Origin of the sequence: Terriglobus roseus (assembly GCF_900105625.1) — a bacterium.
Lineage (GTDB): Bacteria > Acidobacteriota > Terriglobia > Terriglobales > Acidobacteriaceae > Terriglobus > Terriglobus roseus_B.
The window spans coordinates 3645690-3665371 of the sequence record NZ_FNSD01000001.1; the positions used below are offsets into that span (position 1 = coordinate 3645690).

Below are 19682 nucleotides of genomic sequence, written 5' to 3' on the forward strand. Positions count from 1 at the left end.
TTTGCCTGCAGGAACGTTACATGGGAATCAATGTGGAGGCCGCGGTGCCGTCTGGATCTGGCAACGTAAACAGCGGTAGTGCTTCAAACTCTGGCTTTGCCAACAGGTAGCCCTGCATCAGATGGATACCGGAGTCGCGGAGGGCCGCGTACTCGTCGGGGCTTTCCACACCCTCGGCAATCAGCGCGACGTCTATCTGCTGGCACAGACTCACCAGTGACCTCACGATGCGCCGTGCTTTTAGCCTCAGGTGCAGGTTCCGGGTCAGTCCCATATCCAGTTTTACGATGTCTGCTGATAAGTCCGCGAGTAGGTTCAGGTTCGCGAAGCCCGCACCGAAATCATCCATCGCGATCTTGAAGCCGTGCTTGTTGTACTCCCTTGCAATCGCCTCAAGATGATTCGGATTCTTCACCTTCTCACCTTCCGTGATTTCGAAGATCAGCTTGTGCAATGGGAAGTTCAGGTCGCGTGCCGTCTTCAGCGTGAGCTGGATGCATGCAGCGGGGCTGTAGACAGCGCCCGGCAGGAAATTGATGGAGAGCATTGCGCCACTGTCCGTGAGGCCAAGCTGGCTCGCCAGAGTGAGGGCACGGACCCGGCAGCTTTGATCGAAGGCGTACAGGTTCTCGTCGTTCACCTGCGACAGGACGGTGTCAGCACCCTGACCCTGCGGGCCGCGCACCAGAGCCTCATAGGCGTACACACGTCCCACCGATACATCCACGATGGGTTGAAATGCCATGCTGAACTGCATCGGCTGAGCAACGCCGTCCTTGCAGGCAGAACACTTGGAGATCACTTAGGCGACACCCTTCCGGTAGTGCTTATACGAACGGATGTAGGTCTGTCCGGAACTGTTGTACCGCTCGCGCCGAGCCGAGGTGCAACCTTCGATGTAGCTTGTTCGCTCATGGGATGTGTACGGACACCGCACGCTTAGATCATTTGCATCGGCTTGTGGGGGAATTCCGGCAGGATGACAACGATACCGGCACCCGGCGCAATCACGCCGTCCTGTACCACGATTGCCATGACGCCTGCCTTTGCCTGGATGATCCTGCTGCCATCGCGGTGGACGACCTGCTTTAGCAGGCCCGGGCAAAAGTCCTCGATCTTCTTGCAGGGCGTGCGCAATCCGGTGAGTTCCACGATTGCCTCATCGCCAAGGTGCAGGCGCGTCCCCACCGGCAGTGTCAGCAGGTCGATGTTCCGGGTTGTTATGTTCTCACCGAACTTACCCGGCTGCAGATCGAAGCCTGAAAAAGCTAGCTCATCGAGTAACTCCGACTGCAGTAAGTGGACCTGCATAAGGTTGGGCGCGGTCGGACTCTTTCGCTTCAGATACAGGTGCTGCACTGTCTCGCCGCAGTGCGCGTCGCCTTCAACGCCACGGCCTGACAGCAGGCGGATGGATGCCCGGGCTTCTTTGCTGAAGCCATGGCGCGGGCTTCTGCAGACGGCGAGAACATGTCCGGTAGATGCGTCGAGGATCATGCGACGGACTGGACGTCGACGGCGCCCTGTTCCGGACCATGCGAAGCGCCCGTGTCCTGTGCATCAAAGAGCGCGGTGCGATTGCGACCACCTCGTTTGGCAGCGTAGAGAGCCTGGTCGGCTTCATCATGCAGCTCTCGCCACGTCAGGTTGAAGCGGCCGCGCGTGTTGGTTGCGCCAATACTGATGGTTGTCTGCACGGTGGCGTCGCCCACCTGCAGGGTACGGGCGGCTACGGCCGAACGAATGCGTTCCAACACCGCCAGGGTCTCACTCTCCTGCGTGAGTGCCAGCAGAAGCACAAATTCCTCACCGCCGCTGCGGCTGACTACGTCGCTTTGCCGCAGCAGTTCGCGAAACAGGGATGCGGTGGAGCGCAGGACGTCATCACCACAGGCGTGACCATAGGAGTCATTCAGAGTCTTGAAGTGGTCAATGTCCACGACGGCAACGGCGAAGTCCTGGCGGACACGCGCGTAACGGGACAGTTCGCGCTGTGCTGCATCGTTCAGGCCGCGGCGGTTCAGCAGCTCCGTCAGCGGATCGACCAGGCTCTGCTTCAGAAGATCCTTCTGAATGCGTGCATTCATCATCCACACGATGGTGAAGGGAAGCACGCAGCCGATGACCGTCGAATTCAGGAAAAGACCTTGGTCTCTCCACCACGCCGCACGTGCCGAAGCATGGGACCACACGGCCCATGTCTGCGCGAAACGGCATGCGACGGACAAGAGGAACAGCACGCCAATGAATCGACGCGGAACACGTGTGGCCTTCTCCTTCGACAACAGAACGATGACGCACATCAGCGATAGCTGTACGGCAAGGAACAGGTAGAAGAGGCCGGAGATCACGAAGGGCGCAACGCCGGCGCGTGGCAGCAGGAGCAGAGAGGCAGAGAGCGCTGCGACGCCATAGGAGACCATCGCCAGCCAGCGCGATCGCCGGGTGAAGGCCGACATGGCACTGGCCAGGATGGCGTATCGAATGCTGATGATGGCGAAGATGCAACTGACCGTAAGGGTGCTAAGCGGCTGCGGCATCGCTACATCCAGAACGGACACAACCGAAGCGAGTACATAGCTCAGCCACGCATAACGGATCGTCTTGTTCTTGCGCATCTGCCACGCCATCACGCTGAAGATGATGGCAAAGCAGACGACCTGGAGATCCTCAATGCGATGGAGAACTGAAATCATTCGTACTGTACCCAGCGCGGCTCGTTGACCGCTGCAGACTGAAACGCGGCAGTCTCGGACTGCCGCGTTGTTGATCCACTACACGTTGAACTTGAAGAACAGAATATCTCCGTCCTTCACGACGTATTCCTTGCCTTCACTACGCAGCAGACCTTTTTCTTTCACAGCCTGTTCGCTGCCCAGGCGGAAGAGATCTTCGCAGTTGTAGGCATCGGCCTTGATGAAGCCGCGTTCAAAATCCGTGTGGATGACGCCCGCGGCACCCGGCGCCTTGGTGCCCTTGCGGATCGTCCATGCGCGGACCTCCTGCACGCCCGAGGTGAAGTAGGTAATCAGGCCGAGCATGCGGTATGCCGCGTGGATCAGTCGCGTCAGGCCGGGCTCGGTAACGCCCATGTCCTTCAGGAATTCATCGCGCTCTGCGGGGTCCAGCTGCGAGATCTCGGCTTCCAGTGCGCCGCAGATGCGCACGACTTCGTTGCCTTCTTCGGCCGCACGCTTTTCGACGGCAGCAGTATGCGCGTTGCCATCCTTGAGCCCGGCCTCATCGACATTGGCCACATAGAGCGTCGGCTTCATCGTGATCAGGTGCAGGTCGCGTACCAGCGGCTTCTCTTCGTCGGTCAGGTCCGCCGTACGTGCAGGCTTACCGGCATTCAGTGCCTCCAGCAGCTTGGTCAAGGCGCTGAACTCGTTCTTGATCTTCGAGTCCTGCGAGGTGCGCGCCAGCTTTGCGCTCTTCTCGTGGCGGCGTGTGACGGTGTCCAGATCGGCGAGCATCAGCTCGGTATTGATGACATCGATGTCGCTGATGGGATCGACCTTGCCCGCGACGTGGATGATCTCGTTGTCCTCAAAGCAGCGCACGATATGCAGCGTGGCGTCGGTGGAACGGATGTTGGCAAGGAACTGGTTGCCAAGGCCCTCACCCTTGCTGGCGCCGGCGACCAGTCCCGCGATGTCGACGAACTCCATCACCGTGGGGACGATACTGTTCGGTTTGACCAGCGCGACGATCTTGTCCTGTCGGTCGTCGGGAACGGGCACGATACCGACGTTGGGTTCGATGGTGCAGAAAGGGTAGTTCGCCGCGACGGCCTCAATGGCTGTCAGCGCGCTGAAGATGGTGCTCTTACCCACGTTGGGAAGACCGACAATTCCTACATTCAATGGCATACCTCTCCATTGTCTCGCGGGCAAGGGTTACGCGCCAATTCCCGCGGTCATACGAACGAGTTAGGGCATCGGCGACCCACTCAGCGCCAAGCCTGTGAGGCTGGGTTCCCCACCTTGCCTGCGCGAGGGTGGGGAACCCGTCAGTGCCTGCGATATAAAAGGTTAGTAACCCACAATTCTTTTCGATTGCACGGGGCCTCGTCGGATTGCGCGGCCCTGTTTGTTTCACCACGGGAGATACCGATGGATCGTCGACTTTTTCTGCAGGGATCCGGTGCGCTTGCCGGGCTTGGACTTTTGAACGGCTGTGCGAAGCGTGTTGCCGTGCCTGCGGTGGCTGCTGCGGGAGCACCGACGATGCCTTTCTACGACATGCCTGGCAACATCGTGCCCATCCGAGCCGATCTGGATCGCATCTTCCGCATCACGGTGTGCCTGCGTCCCTTCCGTGCGGCAGGACCGCGCATCGAGCTGGTCAAGGTGGGAGATAAGCCCGTCGTGACGAACTACGGTCACGGCGGCAGCGGATGGTCGCTCTCGTGGGGTTCCGCAGACTTTGCGGTGCGTAAGGCGATGGACGCTGCTCCCGGCGTGAAGGAGTGCGCTGTCATCGGAGCGGGCGCGCTGGGGTTGACAGCCGCGCTGACGGCGCAGCGCATGGGCTATAACGTGACGATCTATGCGAAGGAACGTGCGCCCTACATTCGCTCCGTCCGGGCGACAGGATCATGGACTCCAGATTCACGCATTGCTTTGGCGGACAAGGCTCCTGCGACCTTTGCAGCGGACTGGGAGAAGATGGCCCGCACCTCGTGGGGCATGTACAACAGCTACCTGGGCACGGCGGGCAATCCCATCGAGTGGACCGATCGCTACATGCTCTCGGACGCGGAGCCGCGCAACCCGAATGCACCTGCCGACCCAAACATGCCCACGGAAGCGGCGCAGGCGAAGCCAGTCCATGAGTTCGCACGCTACGCCGACAGCATCGCCGACCTTCACCCGAAGAGCCAGCTGCTGCCGCCGGGATCGACACCGTTTCCGACAAAGTATGTGCGGCGCTCCACCTCGCTGAGTTTTAACGTGGCGGGCTACGCGAAGCAGTTGATGCAGGAGTTCTTCATCGCGGGCGGCCGCATGGAGTATCGAGAATTTCACACGCCGAATGAGTTCGCCGCACTGCCGCAGGGCGTTGTCATCTGCTGCACGGGGTATGACTCTCGCGCGCTTTGGTCTGACGAAAGCGTCGTCCCAGTGCGCGGGCAGATCGCGTGGCTCATCCCGCAGGAGGGGGCGACTTACGGCATCGGCTACAAGGGGTTGAACATGCTGGCGCGGCGCGACGGCATCGTGATGCAGCCAAGTGTTGGCGGCGAAGATGAGGGTTGGAATGACACGAACGAACAGCCCGATCGTGCTGCGGCCGAAGCAGGCGTGAAGATCCTGCAGGAGCTTTACACGCGCATGGAACCGATCATCGCGAAGCGAGGCACTGCAGTTCGTGCATAAGTGACAACTTATTCTGAGTAAGTGGTCTGTCAGACATAAGGAATACTTCAGACACCGCGGCAACTATGCCGCGGTGTTTCTCTTCCAACGTGATGACTCAAGCGCGGCGATAAGCGCGCGGAGCACTCAGGGAGTGAAGACCAATGGCTTTGATGGATGTGTTGCTCGATGAAATGCGTGACCTGTATAGCGCGGAAAACCAGTTGGTAAAGGCCCTCCCCAAGATGGCGAAGGGTGCGGTTGATCCGTCCGTGAAGTCGCTGATCAAGAATCACCTGGAAGAAACCAAGGGGCAGGTTCAGCGCCTGCGTGATGCGTTCGGCATTCTTGGCAAGAAGCCCACGGGACAGCACTGCAATGGTATGGAAGGCCTGATCGAAGAAGGTCAGGACGCTCTTGAAAAAGATGAAGAGGGCGCGAACAAGGACCTCGGAATCTGTGGCGCCAGCAGCCGTGTGGAGCACTATGAGATCGCCGGCTACACCACTGCAATCGGTCTCGCGAAGGCGCTTGGTCTGAAAGATGTTGTGAACCTTCTGAACCAGAACCTGGAAGAAGAAGTCGCGGCTGCGAAGGCAATTTTTGCGGGAACCAAGCCCCTTCTGCGCGCCGCTCTCACGCAGGGTGATCCTTCCGAAAATGAGGAAGAGAAGAAGCCCAAGTCCGGGAAAGAAAAGTACAGCGAGAAGAAGAGCAAGGAAGACGAGAAGAAGGCTTCGGCCGACGTGGCTCGCAAGTCCAGGTAATTCTCACGCCGTTTTGCAGCAAAGGGCCTCCGGATACTCGGAGGCCCTTTGCTGCGTCTCAAGGTTGAGACAGAGAGGTCTTTCATGCGCATGACCGTCGTGGCTACCCTGGCCCTCGCCACCATAATGATGCCGTTGTCTCGCGCACAGCAGGCCGTCGAGCCGCATTGCACTGCCGATAAGAAGGTCGAGCACTACCTGTGTGACGCGCCCGCTTTTCAACGCCGGCTGTCCAAGGCCCATACCGTTCGTGTCGACGCGGATCGCATGGATCGGTTCGGCCGCAAGGAGATGGAAAAGCTCGTTGCCGATCTGGGTAAGCAGGTGGTCAGCGAGGGGCAGCGGCCGGATCTGATCTTCGACATCGCTCCCATCGACCGCAGTGGCCGCATCGACTTCGGGCCGGGTGACACGGCGCTTGCCACGCTCACCGTGTATGACCCGGCGAAGGGCGCAGGGCGACGCGGCATCATCTGGGTCGAGACGTTTGACGGGCAGGAAGATCGGCCATGGCCGACGGTTGTTGTGGACCTGATCCGGCAGTTCAAGACGAATGCGCTGAAGCAATAATGGGAGGAAGTGCAAGCCAATCGGTCGTCGGCACGTCTCTCTTGATAGGCTGAAGCCGTTGGTTTCGCGAGGAGATGTCTATGAAAAAGTTCGTGTTGGTTATGGCGCTCGCCGCCTGTTGCAGTACACCGATGTTTTCGCAGGATATGGGTGGCATGAAGATGGACAAGCCAGCCAGCAAGGAAGCGCTCCCAAGCCCGCGGCATGAGGCCGAAGTAGACCTGGCCGGCAAGAAGATCCACATCAGCTACGGCGCTCCAAGTGTGCGCGGCCGCAAGGTACTGGGCACCGACCTGGTGCCGTACAACACCTGGTGGCGTACGGGCGCGAATGAAGCGACCACCTTCGAGACCAACGGCGCCATGATGGTCGGCAGCCTGCATGTGCCGCCGGGTAAGTACACGCTGGTCACGCTGCCGTCTTCCGGTGTTTGGCAGCTCGTCATCTGCAAGCACACCGGCCAATGGGGCACGGAGCGCTTTGCCGAGGAAGACCTGGGCAAGGTGCCCATGATGTTCACCACGATCCCGCAGCAGGAAGTCCTGTCCATCGGCTTTGAAAAGACCGCTGGCAAGAAGACACAGTTGCACGTGAAGTGGGACACGTTCGATGTATTTGTCCCGGTCGTCGCGATGTAGTTTGCTGAACTGTCATCCCGAGCGCAGCGGAGGGCCGTGACGGTGTTCGCCTCAAATCATGTGTTCGCACCTTTCGGCCACGGAGATCGCATCCGTGGCCGAAAGACGTTCGGACGCTTCAGCCGTTCCATATCGCGGGTCGTCCGCTGCGCTCAGGAGGACAGTGCCGCGAGGAGGAAAGTTGTAGCCTTAGTCATAGAGGTGATTCATGGATCTGGCACGGGTACAGCAGGCGCTGCGCGACGCAAAGTTGGATGGCTGGTTGTTTTACGACCATCACGTCCGCGACCCGTTGGCGTATCGCATCCTGGGCCTCGATCCCGGCATGCACGTCACGCGGCGCTGGTTCTACTTCGTCCCCGCCATAGGCGAGCCGCGCAAGCTGAATCACCGCATTGAAGCCGGCAAGCTGGACACGCTGCCCGGCGATCGGACGGTCTACAGCACCTGGCAGGAGATGGAGCTGTCACTGGAAAAACTCCTGCAGGGTGCGACGACGATCGCCATGCAGTACTCGCCACGCAATGCCGTGATGTACGTGGCGATGGTGGATGCGGGCACCATCGAGGTTCTGCAGGGCATGGGTAAGACGATTGTGTCATCGGCCGACCTGGTGAGCCAGTTTGAGGCGGTGCTGACGGACCGGCAGATTGAAACACACCACGTCGCCCAGAAGAAGATCGACCGCATCCTGGAAGATGCCTGGCGCGAGATTGGTGCACGAGCGCGCGGCGACCGCGGTGTCACCGAGTTCGACATGGTCGAGTGGCTGCAGGCGGAAATCGCGAAGGAAGGTCTCATCACCGAACACGGTCCCAACGTCAGCGTCGGCGCCAACGCTTCGGATTCGCACTATGAGCCAGTGGCAGGAAGATCTTCGCGGATTGAGCGTGGATCGTTTCTGCTGATCGACATCTGGGGCAAGCTGAAGGATGATCCAACGGCTGTCTGGTACGACATCACCTGGACCGGTGTCGTGGATCGAGAGGCGACAGAGCTCGAGCGCCGCGTCTTCAAGGCGGTCACGGATGCCCGCGATGCGGCGATCCGGCTTGTGCAGGACCGCTTTGCTTCGAACCAGCCCATCGCCGGCTGGGAGCCCGACGCGGCAGCACGCGAGGTCATCGTGCGCAATGGCTTCGGCGAGTGGTTCACGCACCGTACGGGGCACAACATTGGCACGGAACTGCACGGCGCGGGTGCGCACCTCGACAACTTCGAAACGCACGACGAGCGGCTGATCCTGCCCGATACCTGCTTCTCGGTCGAGCCGGGAATCTACCTGCCGCCGGGCCGGGAGTGCTTCGGCGTTCGCAGCGAGATCGACATGATCACGCGGCCCGGGAGTGCCGTTGTAACCGGGAAGATCCAGCGGGAGCTCGTTCGCATCTAGTGGCTGGTATCATCAACAACGGAATGGCAGCGACACACTCAACAGCAGTCCCCGTGCGGCAGAGCACGATTTCACCCACGGTGGTGCTTCTTGCCGGATGGGTTGTTCCTGGCCTTGGCCACCTTCTTCTGAAGAAGCCGATCCGGGCCGGATTGTTGTTTGTTTCGGTCATCGTCATGTTCTGCCTGGGCCTTGCGATGCATGGCAAGATCTACACGCCGACTACAGGTGACCCGCTCGATGTGCTTGGATTCGTAGGGCAGGCCGGTGCAATCGGCCTTTATGCCATTGCGAAGATCGCCGGCATCGGCGCGACGCAGTTGAGCGACACGCTCAGCGACTACGGTACGAAGTTTGTCGTGGTTGCGGGTCTGTTGAACGTGATGGCGGCAGTTGACGCACAGTCGCTGGCGAACGGACGAAAGGCGGGGCTGTAATGTCGCAATTCTCCGCGCTCGCCGTGTACGCGCTCTTCGCCTCGGTGGTCTTCGGGATCACCCAGCGGTCGGAGCCGAAGATGATGATCCGTTTCGGCGCTTATTGCTTTGGCCTGTTCCTTCTGACGGCCATTGTGGTGAGCTGGGCCATGTACTTTCTCAAGCACTAACTCTTCCAATCAAAGACAGATTCCGGGCGCCCCATTCTTGCGAAGCAAGGGTGGGCTATCGCGCGTTCGCGTGACCTGGGATATCTCACGTTGCATGAAGGAGAGATGTTCGCGCCTTTGCGCGAGACCTCACCCTTTCGCGAGGAAGCTGCGAAAGAATGGGAACCCGGTTGGTCGCTCTAGCTTCTGGTGCGAGTCCATACGTTGGCGCAGAAGCTCAGGCGACGGCGGAAGCCCAGGCTCTCGTAGAGCTTCAAGGCCGGATGGTTCGCTTCTGTCACGGTCAGCGTGATGGCCTGCATACCCTTTGCTGCCAGCGAAGTTGCGACGTGCCGCAGCAGCATGCGGCCCAGGCCGTAGCCGCGCCTGCGTGGCGAAACGCAGAGTTGGGTCACATGCGCTACTTCAGGCTCCACCCGTGAGACAAGGGCGAGCGCCTCGAGCTGGCCGCTGCGGTCGTCGCGGATCACAAAGGAGTTCTCCGCATCGAAGATGCCGCAGCCGGGGAAGCGGACGATGTTGTGGAGGAATCGCAGGGAGCCCTGGACGCTGCGGTACTGGTCGTTAATGAACGAGTCGCCGTGGCCCTCGTAGCAGCGATGGATCAGGTCGCCTGCGGGCTGGTAATGCGGCGGGATCCATCGGGTCAGCTTGAGGTACTGCGGCAACTGTGGCACGGGCTCATCGGTCCGGCGGACGAGGCTGTTGTCCAGTAGCAGTTCACGCTCGTGCGGCAGATCAGCTTCCATGAACAGTCGCGTGTACGAACGGAAGTCGCATTCCTTGAAGGGCACCTGCAGCCGGTCGCTCTCCAGCAGCAACTGCGACTCGACGCGGTCTACGCCGGGCGTGTGTTGCAGCATGGGCAGCAGGTGATGCAGCAACGTCTCTTCCACCTCGCGCGCATCCTCGCCGACGGCGAAGACGTCCCCGACGACAGCCTTCTGTGTCTCGTAGACGGAGAAGCAGTAGCCCTGAATCTCGCCGCTCGCGCGGTCCACGGCGACAAAGCCGGGCAGAATGCGTGAATCGAGATACGAGATGAGCAATTCAATGGACTGTGTGTAGTCCCAGCGCAGCCGTTCGCGCCACTGTCGTCCCTCCTCCGCCAGCAGCGGGCGAAGGTCACGGCCGGTAAAGAGCCGCAGGTCGCGAATGTCGTAACGGTCGAGCACGTGGTGAGTCCGGTGGGGAGCAAACACCCAAAGAGAAGGGTAGCGGCTTTACCGGCGTGAGACGCGGTGTTTAGCGCCGGGGGAACCTTTGTGGTTCTCAACGATATCAGGGAGCGTCGCTATCGTAGACGCTGCCACCCGGTAAACCGCCAGGTCCTGCCAGCCGTTCACGAACATCTTCCGATAGGTACGATTCGGCAGCAGCTTGCCGAGAGCGCCCTCGTCCTGCACGCGGATGACGAGGATGTGCTCCTCATTCGGAATGCCCGTGATGACCGATTGTTTCTCGGTCGCGGACTCCTCCTGCAGGTAATGGCGAAGGGGCTGGTTGCGGTAGAAGCACAGGCCGTAGTCGGTGTCGCGGCGGATATGGTACGTTTCCAGCAGCTTCACGTCGGGTGCCTCTGCGGCGATCTGCCGAGCCATCGGACGTGCGGAGTAGTTCTCATCCAGCAGCCAGCCGTTCTGGTGCATCAGGAAGAACAGCAGGATGAAGATGGGCGCCAGGGTCAGCGGCCGAATCCATTTCAGACCGAAGCGCAGCGTCAGCAGAACGATCCCTGCACCGCACGCAATCGAAATGGTGAGCGCGGTCAGCAACGTGCCCATCGGCGGCACGATCTTCTGATAGATCATGTACTGCGGGCAGAGCAGCAGCACAAAGGTCAGGATGCCGCAGGTCGCTCCGTGCGCGATCAGCAGCCACTTCGGGAGGCCGTTGCGGCGGATGCGATTGAGGTAGTCGCCTGTGAGAATCGTGATGGGTGGGATTGCCGGGAGGATGTAACCCGGCAGCTTGGATCCGGAGAACGAGAAGAACAGCACCGGGAAGACGGCCCACAGGACCAGGAACTCCGGGAAGGCGTCGCCTGCCCGCGAGTGACCGAGGTAACGGGCTGGCTTGTGGCGGACACGCCACTCCGCGCGTGCAATGTCGATGGAATCCCACAGCGCTCGCAGTGCCAGCACAGTCCATGGCATCAGCGCCAGCAGCAGGACGATCAGGTAGTAGAACGGCGTCTGGTGGTGCTGGTAGCGGTCCGTCGCAAAGCGCTGCAGATTTTGCTCGAACAGGAAGAACTTGTAGAACGTCGGATTTCGGACCTGGACTGCGATGAACCATGGCAAGGAGATCGCCAGGAACAGCGCGATGCCCGGCAGCCAGATCATCCGGCGCAGCACCTGCCACTCGCGCCGCAGGCCAACGAACAGAAGAATGATGCTCAGCGACAGGAAGATGGCAACGGGGCCCTTCGCCAGGGTGGCCAGGCCGCCGAAGAAGTACAAATCGAACAGCCAGAATTTTTTGCCTGTCTCATACCAGGCGTACCAGCCCAGCATGCCGATGCAGAAGGGCGCCGCCAGCTGCATGTCCGTGGACGCACCGCGAGCGAAGGCAATGATGGCCACTGCAGATGCTGTGATCAATGCCGCATCCAGGTGGCCGCCCGGCCGGAAGCGCCGCATGTGCAGGAAGATCAGGAAGACCAGGGCGAATGCGCCGGTCGCGGACGAGAGGCGGGCGGCCCAGTCGCTCTTGCCGAACTCCTTGTAGAAGCTCATGGTGCGCCAGTAGTACAGCGCGGGTTTTTCAAGCCACGGATGGCCGTAGAGGATCGGCGTGATCATGCCGGCTTCCGCGCATTGGAAGGACTTCTTCAGGTCCGGGAGCCGGAGCGAATGCGGGATCACGCGTGCGTGCAGCTCGTGGCAGATGTTGGAGTGCTCTTCCAGCATCTCCGCTGCGATCTGCGCATAGCGTGGCTCATCCGCGCCTACCAGGCCGATCTTTGGGGCAGAGATGACGGCGTGCCCGAGGCGAAGGGGGACCAGACCGTAGAAGAGCAGCAGCGCAGCTGTGATGCACAGGATGATGAGCTCGCGCGCGCTGCAGGCGGCCTCGGAGGCCAGCCATTCTCGCCAGCGAGGCTGCGGTGCGGCGCTTTCGGGCGCGACCGGTTCGGGCTGTGGGTAGCTGCTCACCTTAGCGGATCGAACCTGGGGCTTTCAGAGTTTGTTGGATGGCACAGCCACCGCGTGTTGACCGGAGGCGCGCACAATGCGGGTGACTTCCGTCCCCAGTTCCCGCAGGATGTGAGCGACGGCGTCATCGAAGGGGCCATTCAGCGTACATCCGGCAGCATTGCGATGGCCCCCGCCGCCGCAGTTCGCCGCTACCTGCGAGACGTCGACACTGGACTTCGAACGCAGCGAGGTGCGGAAGAGGGCCTGAGCTTCAGGGTAGGGGCGTGGCAGTTCGCGCAGGAAGGCTGCTGCCTCCACGCCCGCGATCGAGATCAGGTAGTTCACTGTGCCTTCAGAATCTTCATCAGTGGCATTCATCAGCTGCAGGTCGTCCTGCGTGATCCATGTCCATGCGATGGGGCCGCGGATGCGGACGCGCGAAAGCGCCAGTCCCAGCAGATGAATGCGGGCGGCCGGCACGGAATACAGCACATCACGCGCGACACTGTCGGCCTTTGCTCCCAGGTCGATCAACGCGTGCGCCAGGGTGAAGGTCTCGGCGGACGTGCCGGGATAGGTGAAGGATCCGGTGTCCGTCATCAGCGCGGTGTAGAGACAGGTCGCGATGGCAGGGGTGATGTTGGTGGCCAGGGCGATCGCGATCTCAAAGACCATGGCCGCAACTGCGGCGGCGGTCGGGTCGATCCAGTTCAGAGCGGCAAAGGGGGTTCCTGTCAGGTGGTGATCGATATTGATGACATTTGCCATGTCATCGATGCCACGGACGCCTGTGCGTTCGGTGCCGTCGCACTCCAGAATGATGATGACGTCATATTCAGACTGAACAATATCGCGTGACTGTCGAACGCGACCGACGCCGGGGAGTGTCCGGTAGACAACCGGGATCGGGTCGGCCAGGACCATGTCTACCTGTTTGCCCAGCGCGTGCAGGACACTGCCCATCGCCAAGACAGATCCGACAGCGTCCCCATCGGGTCGGGCATGGGAGGTCACCAGGAAGCGACTGTTCTGCTGGATGGCCGCGACGATACGAGGAAGTTGCAGCGCGCCATCGCGAATTTCGGGAGACGGACCAGCAGAACCCTGCGCCGGAGAGCCGGGCGGCAGGTTGTAAGAACCCGTGATCGAAGGTGTGACCAGCGACGGAGCCATTAGGTGCGCGGCGCTCCTGCTGCGGAATTTGCGCGGCGTGCAGATCGCTTCTTCATGCGGGTTAGCAGAGAATCCATGCGCGCATTGATCTTTTCAGAGCTGTCGATGTGGAAAGAGATCTCGGGCAGATGCCGCACGCCAAGGCGTAGCAGCAACTGGGAACGGATGTAGCCGCGGGCGGCCACCAGGCCCTCCAGCGTGCTCTGTTCCTCGGCTTCGTCGCCCACGACCTGGATATAGGCATGGCCGCTCTTGCCACCGGGCTCGAGCGTCACCTCCGTGCAAGTGGCAGAGCCGATGCGCGGGTCGGAGAGTTCGCCGTCAATGATGACGCTGATTTCCTCGCGGAGGGTGTCCTGCACGCGGTTCCGATGATGTTCTCTGGCGCGATGTTCTGGCATGGCAAGCTCCTGCTGTAGACACTTCAGAATAACAAATGAGCCCGCCGGAATAGCTGAACACTGCTTTCTTTGGAGTTTCGCAAGAAAGTGCATCCGGGGCAACCGGAAAGGGCGTATAGGCAAGTGACAAGCTTGTAGGCAGGCCCGAAAAGGCACAGGACGAAGGATTGACCGCGACAGACGACGAATTCCGCGCGATGGTGGAAGGGCACAGCTCCATGGTGTTCTCCGTAGCCCTGCGTCTGCTGGGAGACCGTGGTTTGGCGGAAGAGGTGGCGCAGGACGTTTTTCTGGAGCTGCATAGCTGGCTGCCGCGACTGGAGAGCGGTGACCACGTGCGGCACTGGCTTCGCCGGGTTGCAACACACCGGGCGACAGATGCCATCCGGCGCAGGCGCGTCCGCCCGGAAGGCGCATCCGAAGAGTGGGACGAGCAGTACGAGCGACCTGCGGCGGGTGTTGGCAACGACGGCGCGGCGGCGATGAACGTCAGCATGGAGCGTATGCTCCTCTCGTTGCCGGAGTCGCAGAGAACGGTGCTGGTACTTCGCTACGGGGAAGACCTGTCGCCGGAAGAGATTGCAAGAACCACCGGGGAGCCGGTGGCAACGGTGAAGAGTCATCTGCAGCGAGGGTTGCAACTGCTGCGGCGCAAAGGATCTGTGGTGCTGAAGGAGTATGTCCGTGGATGAACATGGAATTGGGACAGAACAAAACGATTTGGATGTAAGCGCGGTAGAAAGTGAGCTGCGGCAGTCGCTGCAGCATGTACCTGCGCCGGATGGATTCAGTGACCGCGTGATGGCCAGGGTTGCGGAGCGGGAAGCCGCACGCAAATCGAGGCTCGTTCCAACGCGACAGAGCAGCAGCGGCTTCGGCGGCATGCATCGGAACGCGGGCTGGTGGACAGCGATCGCAGCCGTGTTGCTGTTGGCAGTGGGCGGTGACCTTACCTACCTGCGTCACAAGCGGGTTGAGCGCGAGGCAGCCCAGATGCAGCAGCAGATGGATCTGGCCATGCAATTGACCAGTCACGCGCTGGACAAGGTCGACGTCAGCCTGGAGCGGAGTCATGCAGGTCGCTACACGCAATTGGTCTATGAGTTCGGGAAATAGGAAGGCGAGGGTGAGCAGCATGAACACAGTAACGGGTACGAAGGCAGGTCTTGCAGCATCGCTCGCTCTTGGTCTCACCGCGGTGGGCGCGGGTGCGCAGCGGATCATGGTCCTGGGGTCCGGCGCAAGCGGCTACCGATATGAAGTTGCTGCGAGTGGAACGATGATTTCGTCCGTGGACGGCGATCCGCAGGTGAAGGACGAGTTGATGGATGGCCTCGACAAACTTGGCGCGAATGCCAAGGAGCGTAACGAGGTCAACCTGGACAAGAACATGATGGCGCTGGCGGGTGGGCGCAAGGGCGGTCGCTATGCGGGCCTCTCCGACAAGATGGATTTCATCGTGGTCCGTAACTATGAGTTCGCCGGTCGGGGGATGTACTCCAAAAGTGATCTCGATACATTGCGCCACCGGCTCGACGGCAATGGGTGGTCGCACCTGGTACGCAATGAGAGCGATGGCGAGTCCAACGACATCGTCGTTCGCACGGACGGCGAAGGGCTCATTCGTGACATGGTGATTCTGAATGTCGAGGCGAAGGAACTGAATATCGTTCACCTGCGCGGACACTTCAAGATGGAAGACGTGAACGGTGCCATGGGCTCGATGATGGGCATGAGCGGCTCGATCAATGGCATGGCGAACGGCATCACGCGCTCCGCGACACGCTCCGTCACACACTATTCCTCGTCAACGTCCAGCAGTGGAGCCGCTGCACCGGCACCGGCGCCATCCGCGCCACCGGAGCCGCCTGCGGCGCCCGCACGGCGTTAGATTTCTGCCTACCTGGCGGACCGGGTTCATCGCCCGGTCCTTTTTTTCTTAGTCAATGATCTCGATCTGCGTATCGAGAACGCTCGCGCCCAGACCTACGCCCAGTCGTGTGACCGCGTCCTCCACCTCGCGCAACTGACCGTCGAGATAGTCGCGTGAGCTATGAATCGCAGCGACCCCAAGCGTTGCGCGATTCCATAGTGCGACATCATCCAACTCTGCAACCGAGATATTGAAGCCCTGCCGCAGCTTGTCCTTCAGAGACCGCACGACCTGACGTCGATCCTTAAGGGACTGCGCGTGCTCGATGGCGAGTTCGATGATGAGGGTGGCGATGGGCATAAGGCTGCCTCTGATGCTCGGTCCATTATGCCTTGTTGTCACGGAGCACAAGCCTGCAGGAAGGTGCCGCGGCAAAGCAAAAGAGCAGCGCTTAGGCGCTGCTCTTTTTACATGCAGGGCAACGGCTGCTTATGCCTCGTGCGGAGGTGGCAGCAGATGGTCCGGCGCGACGTGCGGTTGGGAGATACGCTTGTCCTTCTTGCCGCCGAACTGGGTCAGCAGCGTCTGCAGCAAGACGTACAGCACGGGGATGAAGAACAGATTTAGCACAGTCGACAGGACCATGCCACCAACGATGGCCGTGCCCACGGAGTGTCGTCCGAGCGCGCCTGCCCCCGTCGCAAAGTACAGCGGCATCACGCCCAGGATGAAGGCTACACTGGTCATCAGGATGGGCCGCAGACGAAGCTCGGCGGCTTCGATTGCGGAGTCAATGATGCTCTTGCCCTTGTGCCGGATCTCTTCCGCGAACTCCACGATCAGGATCGAGTTCTTTGCGGACAGGCCGATCAGCATGACGAGACCGATCTGCACATAGACGTCATCCACCAGCCCACGGGCGGCTACCAGCGCGAGCGCTCCCAGCACGGCCATGGGCACCGCAAGCAGGATGATGAACGGCAGGGCAAAGCTCTCATACTGCGCGGAGAGTGTGAGATACACCACCAGCAGACCAAGCGCGAAGATGATGAGCGCCTTGCCACCGGCTTCAACTTCTTCCAGAGCAAGACCACTCCATTGGAAGGTCATGCCCTGCAGCTTGTGCCGGTTGAAGGCACGCTCCATCGCCGCGAGACCCTGGCCCGACGAAAGGCCGGCTGCCTGCGATCCATCGACCTCGGCGGAACGGAAGATGTTGTAGTGGCTGATGACCTGCGGACCGCTTGTCTCGACGATGCGAACGAGGTTATCCAGCGGGACCATGTCGCCCGAATCGGCACGGACATAGAACTGGCGCAGGTCATGCGTGTTGCGACGGAACTGTTGATCCGCCTGGATGTAGACGCGGTACGACCGGTTGTTGAAGTTGAAGTCATTCACATAGCTCGAACCCATGTAAGTGTTCAGAGCAGAGGTCACCTGAGACAGCGGAACGCCGATCGCCTTTGCCTTCTCGCGGTCGATTGTGACGAAGACCTGGGGATCGTTCGCCGTGAAGGTTGTGTTCAGCGCGGTCAGGCCAGACTGCGGGTTATAGCCCTCGGCCACCAGTTGATGGGCCACCTTATCAATGTCACCGAAAGTATTACGGCCACTGTCCTGCAGCATGAACTGGAAGCCACCGACGGTGCCGATGCCTGCAATCGCCGGCGGTTCCGCCATGAAGAGAATGCCTCCGGGAACGCCGAAGAGCTTTGGCCCGATCGACGTCACAATGCTGTGCGCGTCGTGGCCGGGCCCCTTCTTCGTGCGTTCGTCTACAGGCTTCAGCGGAACGAAGATGATGCCGGAGTTGGGTGACGATCCACCTGAGAGTGAGAAGCCCATGACCGCGAAGGTCGCGGCAACATCGTCGCTCTGGCGAATCAGGGCGGTGCCGCGTGCTGCGAATTCCTGCGTGTAAGCAAGTGAAGCGCCCGGAGGCGTTTGCACGATGACGAGCGCATAGCCCTGATCTTCCTGGGGCAGGAATGCCGTGGGTACTGCCGTGTAGGTGTAGGCCGTTGCGCCAAGCGCTATAAGGAAGAGCACAAGCATCGCGTAGCGCCAGCGGACCACAAATGTCACTGCGGTCGCATAGGCGGCGATGAGTCTCTTCAAGCCCAACTCAAACCAGCCAGCGGGCTTTTCAAACAGCCGGCCAACGGGGCCGAAGAACTTCGGCAGCAACTGTTTGTCACGATGCAGAAGGATGGCGGCCAGCGCGGGAGACAGCGTCAGTGCGTTGAATGCGGAGATGGCAATCGAGAACGCGATGGTTAAGGAAAACTGCTTGTACAGAATGCCCGTCGTTCCGGGGAAGAAGCTCACTGGAACGAAGACGCTGATGAGCACGAGCGACGTCGCGATGACGGCAGAGGTGACTTCCGACATGGCGATACTCGCCGCTTCGTGCGCTTCGCCGATGCCTTCTTCCAGGTGTCGCTGCACGTTTTCGATGACGACGATGGCATCATCCACCACAAGTCCTGTTGCCAGCGTGATGCCGAACAAGGTGAGCGAGTTGATGGAGAAGCCGAAGATCTTGATGAAGGCGAAGGTGCCGATCAGCGAGACAGGGATGGTAACCGCAGGAATGATCGTCGAGCGCCAGTCCTGCAGGAAGAGGAAGATGACCGCGATGACGATAATGATCGCCTCGAAGATGGTCTGTTCCACTTCGTGAATGCTGTCGCCAATGACGGTCGTGGTGTCGACGGCGATGATGCCCTTCATCCCGGGCGGGAAGCTTTTCTGCAGCTCCTCAAGAACAGCGCGGCATTTTTTATCCACGTCGAGCGCATTGGCATTGGAGAGCTGTTGCACGCCCAACCCCACGGCGGCGCCACCGATATTGCCATAGTTAAACTGCAGATCGGTGTTGTAGTTTTCCGCGCCCAGCTCCGCGTGTCCAACGTCCTTTAGCAGCACCAGGCCGTTCAGGCCCGTGCCGTTCTTCAGGATGATGTTGTTGAACTCCGTGGGCTCTGAGAGTCGACCGACAACACGTACCGCCATGGAGTACTGCTGCTTCGGGTCATTGGGTGGCTGGCCGAGCTGACCTGCCGCCACTTCCACATTCTGTTCTGCCAGCGCATTGGTCACGTCCAGCGCGGTCAACTGGCGTGCTGCCAGGCGTGCTGGATCAAGCCAGATCCGCATGGCATACTTTCGCTCGCCGAAGATCACCACGTCACCCACGCCGGGGACGCGCTTGAGCGCATCCTTCACGTAGACGTCGATGTAGTTGGAGATGAAGCCCTGCGACAGGCTCTTGTCGGGCGAAAGGAAACCGGCAGCGAAGACGAAGTTGCTGTTCGCCTTGGTTATGCTGATGCCGGTCGCGTTCACAACAGCGGGCAGGCGGCCGGAGGCAGTGGCCACGCGGTTCTGTACGTCGACCGCAGCGATCGACAGGTCATAACCCGTCTGGAAGGTCACCGTGATCGAGGAGGTACCGTCGTTCGAGCTGGTCGAGCTCATGTACCGCATGCCTTCGACGCCGTTGATTGCCGTCTCGAGCGGGAAGGTCACGGCAGACTCTACCGTCTGCGAGTTCGCGCCGACGTAGTTACAGGAGACGATCACCTGCGGTGGCGCAAGCTGTGGATAGAGCGAGATGGGGATCGACGGGATGGACACGGCGCCTGCCAGCACGATCAGCAGGGCGCACACGGTCGCAAAGATGGGCCGGCGGATGAAGAACTCAACCATGGTTTCTTTCCTGTAAAGCTGCGCCGCGCTCCGAAGGGATACGCGA

The 19682-nt window shown here is 60.5% G+C and carries 20 protein-coding genes; 10 read left to right on the forward strand and 10 right to left on the reverse strand.

What is annotated here, in order from left to right; all coding sequences use genetic code 11:
* Positions 1-16 precede the first annotated feature (16 nt).
* The 4 genes from BLW03_RS15180 to ychF form a co-directional block, all read right to left on the reverse strand.
* Positions 17-745 carry an EAL domain-containing protein gene (locus BLW03_RS15180; protein ID WP_244502110.1) on the reverse strand — a complete coding sequence of 243 codons (729 nt, stop codon included), beginning with the start codon at positions 743-745 and terminating at the stop codon, positions 17-19.
* A gap of 194 nt (positions 746-939) precedes the next feature.
* Positions 940-1497 carry an MOSC domain-containing protein gene (locus BLW03_RS15185; protein WP_074654835.1) on the reverse strand — a complete coding sequence of 186 codons (558 nt, stop codon included), beginning with the start codon at positions 1495-1497 and terminating at the stop codon, positions 940-942.
* Positions 1494-2696 carry a GGDEF domain-containing protein gene (locus BLW03_RS15190; RefSeq protein ID WP_074654837.1) on the reverse strand — a complete coding sequence of 401 codons (1203 nt, stop codon included), beginning with the start codon at positions 2694-2696 and terminating at the stop codon, positions 1494-1496. Before BLW03_RS15190 ends, BLW03_RS15185 begins: the two co-directional genes overlap by 4 nt.
* Positions 2697-2774: 78 nt before the next feature.
* Complete coding sequence (gene ychF / locus BLW03_RS15195) at positions 2775-3872, reverse strand: redox-regulated ATPase YchF (RefSeq protein WP_074654838.1); 1098 nt, start codon at positions 3870-3872, stop codon at positions 2775-2777.
* A 243-nt stretch (positions 3873-4115) separates the two neighbouring features.
* On the opposite strand from ychF, the gene BLW03_RS15200 reads away from it, so the two are divergent.
* The 7 genes from BLW03_RS15200 (at position 4116) to BLW03_RS20670 (ending at position 9335) form a co-directional block, all read left to right on the forward strand.
* The gene (locus tag BLW03_RS15200; RefSeq protein ID WP_074654840.1) at positions 4116-5381 is read left to right on the forward strand and encodes an FAD-binding oxidoreductase; all 1266 of its coding nucleotides are present in this window, start codon (positions 4116-4118) and stop codon (positions 5379-5381) included.
* Between the two features lie 143 nt (positions 5382-5524).
* Positions 5525-6127, forward strand: coding sequence for a YciE/YciF ferroxidase family protein (locus BLW03_RS15205; RefSeq protein ID WP_074654842.1), 603 nt, complete (start codon positions 5525-5527; stop codon positions 6125-6127).
* Between the two features lie 84 nt (positions 6128-6211).
* Complete coding sequence (locus BLW03_RS15210; RefSeq protein ID WP_212733211.1) at positions 6212-6697, forward strand: hypothetical protein; 486 nt, start codon at positions 6212-6214, stop codon at positions 6695-6697.
* A gap of 80 nt (positions 6698-6777) precedes the next feature.
* The gene (locus tag BLW03_RS15215) at positions 6778-7335 is read left to right on the forward strand and encodes a DUF2911 domain-containing protein (RefSeq protein WP_170835048.1); all 558 of its coding nucleotides are present in this window, start codon (positions 6778-6780) and stop codon (positions 7333-7335) included.
* Positions 7336-7543: 208 nt separating this feature from the next.
* Complete coding sequence (locus BLW03_RS15220) at positions 7544-8728, forward strand: M24 family metallopeptidase (RefSeq protein ID WP_074654847.1); 1185 nt, start codon at positions 7544-7546, stop codon at positions 8726-8728.
* Positions 8729-8751: 23 nt separating this feature from the next.
* Positions 8752-9165, forward strand: coding sequence for a DUF6677 family protein (locus tag BLW03_RS15225; RefSeq protein WP_074656057.1), 414 nt, complete (start codon positions 8752-8754; stop codon positions 9163-9165).
* A complete protein-coding gene (locus tag BLW03_RS20670; protein ID WP_170835049.1) occupies positions 9165-9335 on the forward strand; it encodes a hypothetical protein in 171 nt (56 codons plus the stop codon). The genes BLW03_RS15225 and BLW03_RS20670 overlap by 1 nt, the downstream gene beginning before the upstream one ends.
* 179 nt (positions 9336-9514) lie before the next feature.
* Here the strand turns inward: BLW03_RS20670 and BLW03_RS15230 are convergent, their stop codons facing one another.
* The 4 genes from BLW03_RS15230 to rbfA are packed head-to-tail and all read right to left on the reverse strand — an operon-like array spanning position 9515 to position 14049.
* The gene (locus BLW03_RS15230; protein WP_244502111.1) at positions 9515-10537 is read right to left on the reverse strand and encodes a GNAT family N-acetyltransferase; all 1023 of its coding nucleotides are present in this window, start codon (positions 10535-10537) and stop codon (positions 9515-9517) included.
* A 21-nt stretch (positions 10538-10558) separates the two neighbouring features.
* Entirely contained in the window at positions 10559-12493 is a 1935-nt protein-coding gene (locus BLW03_RS15235; RefSeq protein ID WP_074654850.1) for an ArnT family glycosyltransferase, read from the reverse strand.
* 24 nt (positions 12494-12517) lie between these two features.
* Positions 12518-13648 carry a DHH family phosphoesterase gene (locus BLW03_RS15240; protein WP_074654851.1) on the reverse strand — a complete coding sequence of 377 codons (1131 nt, stop codon included), beginning with the start codon at positions 13646-13648 and terminating at the stop codon, positions 12518-12520.
* Positions 13648-14049 carry a 30S ribosome-binding factor RbfA gene (gene rbfA / locus BLW03_RS15245; RefSeq protein WP_074654852.1) on the reverse strand — a complete coding sequence of 134 codons (402 nt, stop codon included), beginning with the start codon at positions 14047-14049 and terminating at the stop codon, positions 13648-13650. The genes BLW03_RS15240 and rbfA overlap by 1 nt, the downstream gene beginning before the upstream one ends.
* A 167-nt stretch (positions 14050-14216) precedes the next feature.
* Between rbfA and BLW03_RS15250 the strand changes: the two genes are divergently transcribed.
* The 3 genes from BLW03_RS15250 to BLW03_RS15260 are packed head-to-tail and all read left to right on the forward strand — an operon-like array spanning position 14217 to position 15940.
* Positions 14217-14741 (forward strand): RNA polymerase sigma factor, encoded by a 525-nt coding sequence (locus BLW03_RS15250; protein ID WP_074654853.1) that lies wholly within the window; start codon positions 14217-14219, stop codon positions 14739-14741.
* On the forward strand, positions 14734-15165 hold the full coding sequence (locus tag BLW03_RS15255) for an anti-sigma factor (RefSeq protein ID WP_139285221.1): 432 nt from the start codon (positions 14734-14736) through the stop codon (positions 15163-15165). The genes BLW03_RS15250 and BLW03_RS15255 overlap by 8 nt, the downstream gene beginning before the upstream one ends.
* A 19-nt stretch (positions 15166-15184) precedes the next feature.
* Complete coding sequence (locus BLW03_RS15260; RefSeq protein WP_074654856.1) at positions 15185-15940, forward strand: DUF4252 domain-containing protein; 756 nt, start codon at positions 15185-15187, stop codon at positions 15938-15940.
* A gap of 48 nt (positions 15941-15988) precedes the next feature.
* Here the strand turns inward: BLW03_RS15260 and BLW03_RS15265 are convergent, their stop codons facing one another.
* Positions 15989-16282 (reverse strand): DUF503 domain-containing protein, encoded by a 294-nt coding sequence (locus BLW03_RS15265; protein WP_074654858.1) that lies wholly within the window; start codon positions 16280-16282, stop codon positions 15989-15991.
* A 129-nt stretch (positions 16283-16411) separates the two neighbouring features.
* Positions 16412-19636, reverse strand: coding sequence for an efflux RND transporter permease subunit (locus BLW03_RS15270; RefSeq protein WP_074654859.1), 3225 nt, complete (start codon positions 19634-19636; stop codon positions 16412-16414).
* Between the last annotated feature and the right edge of the window lie 46 nt (positions 19637-19682).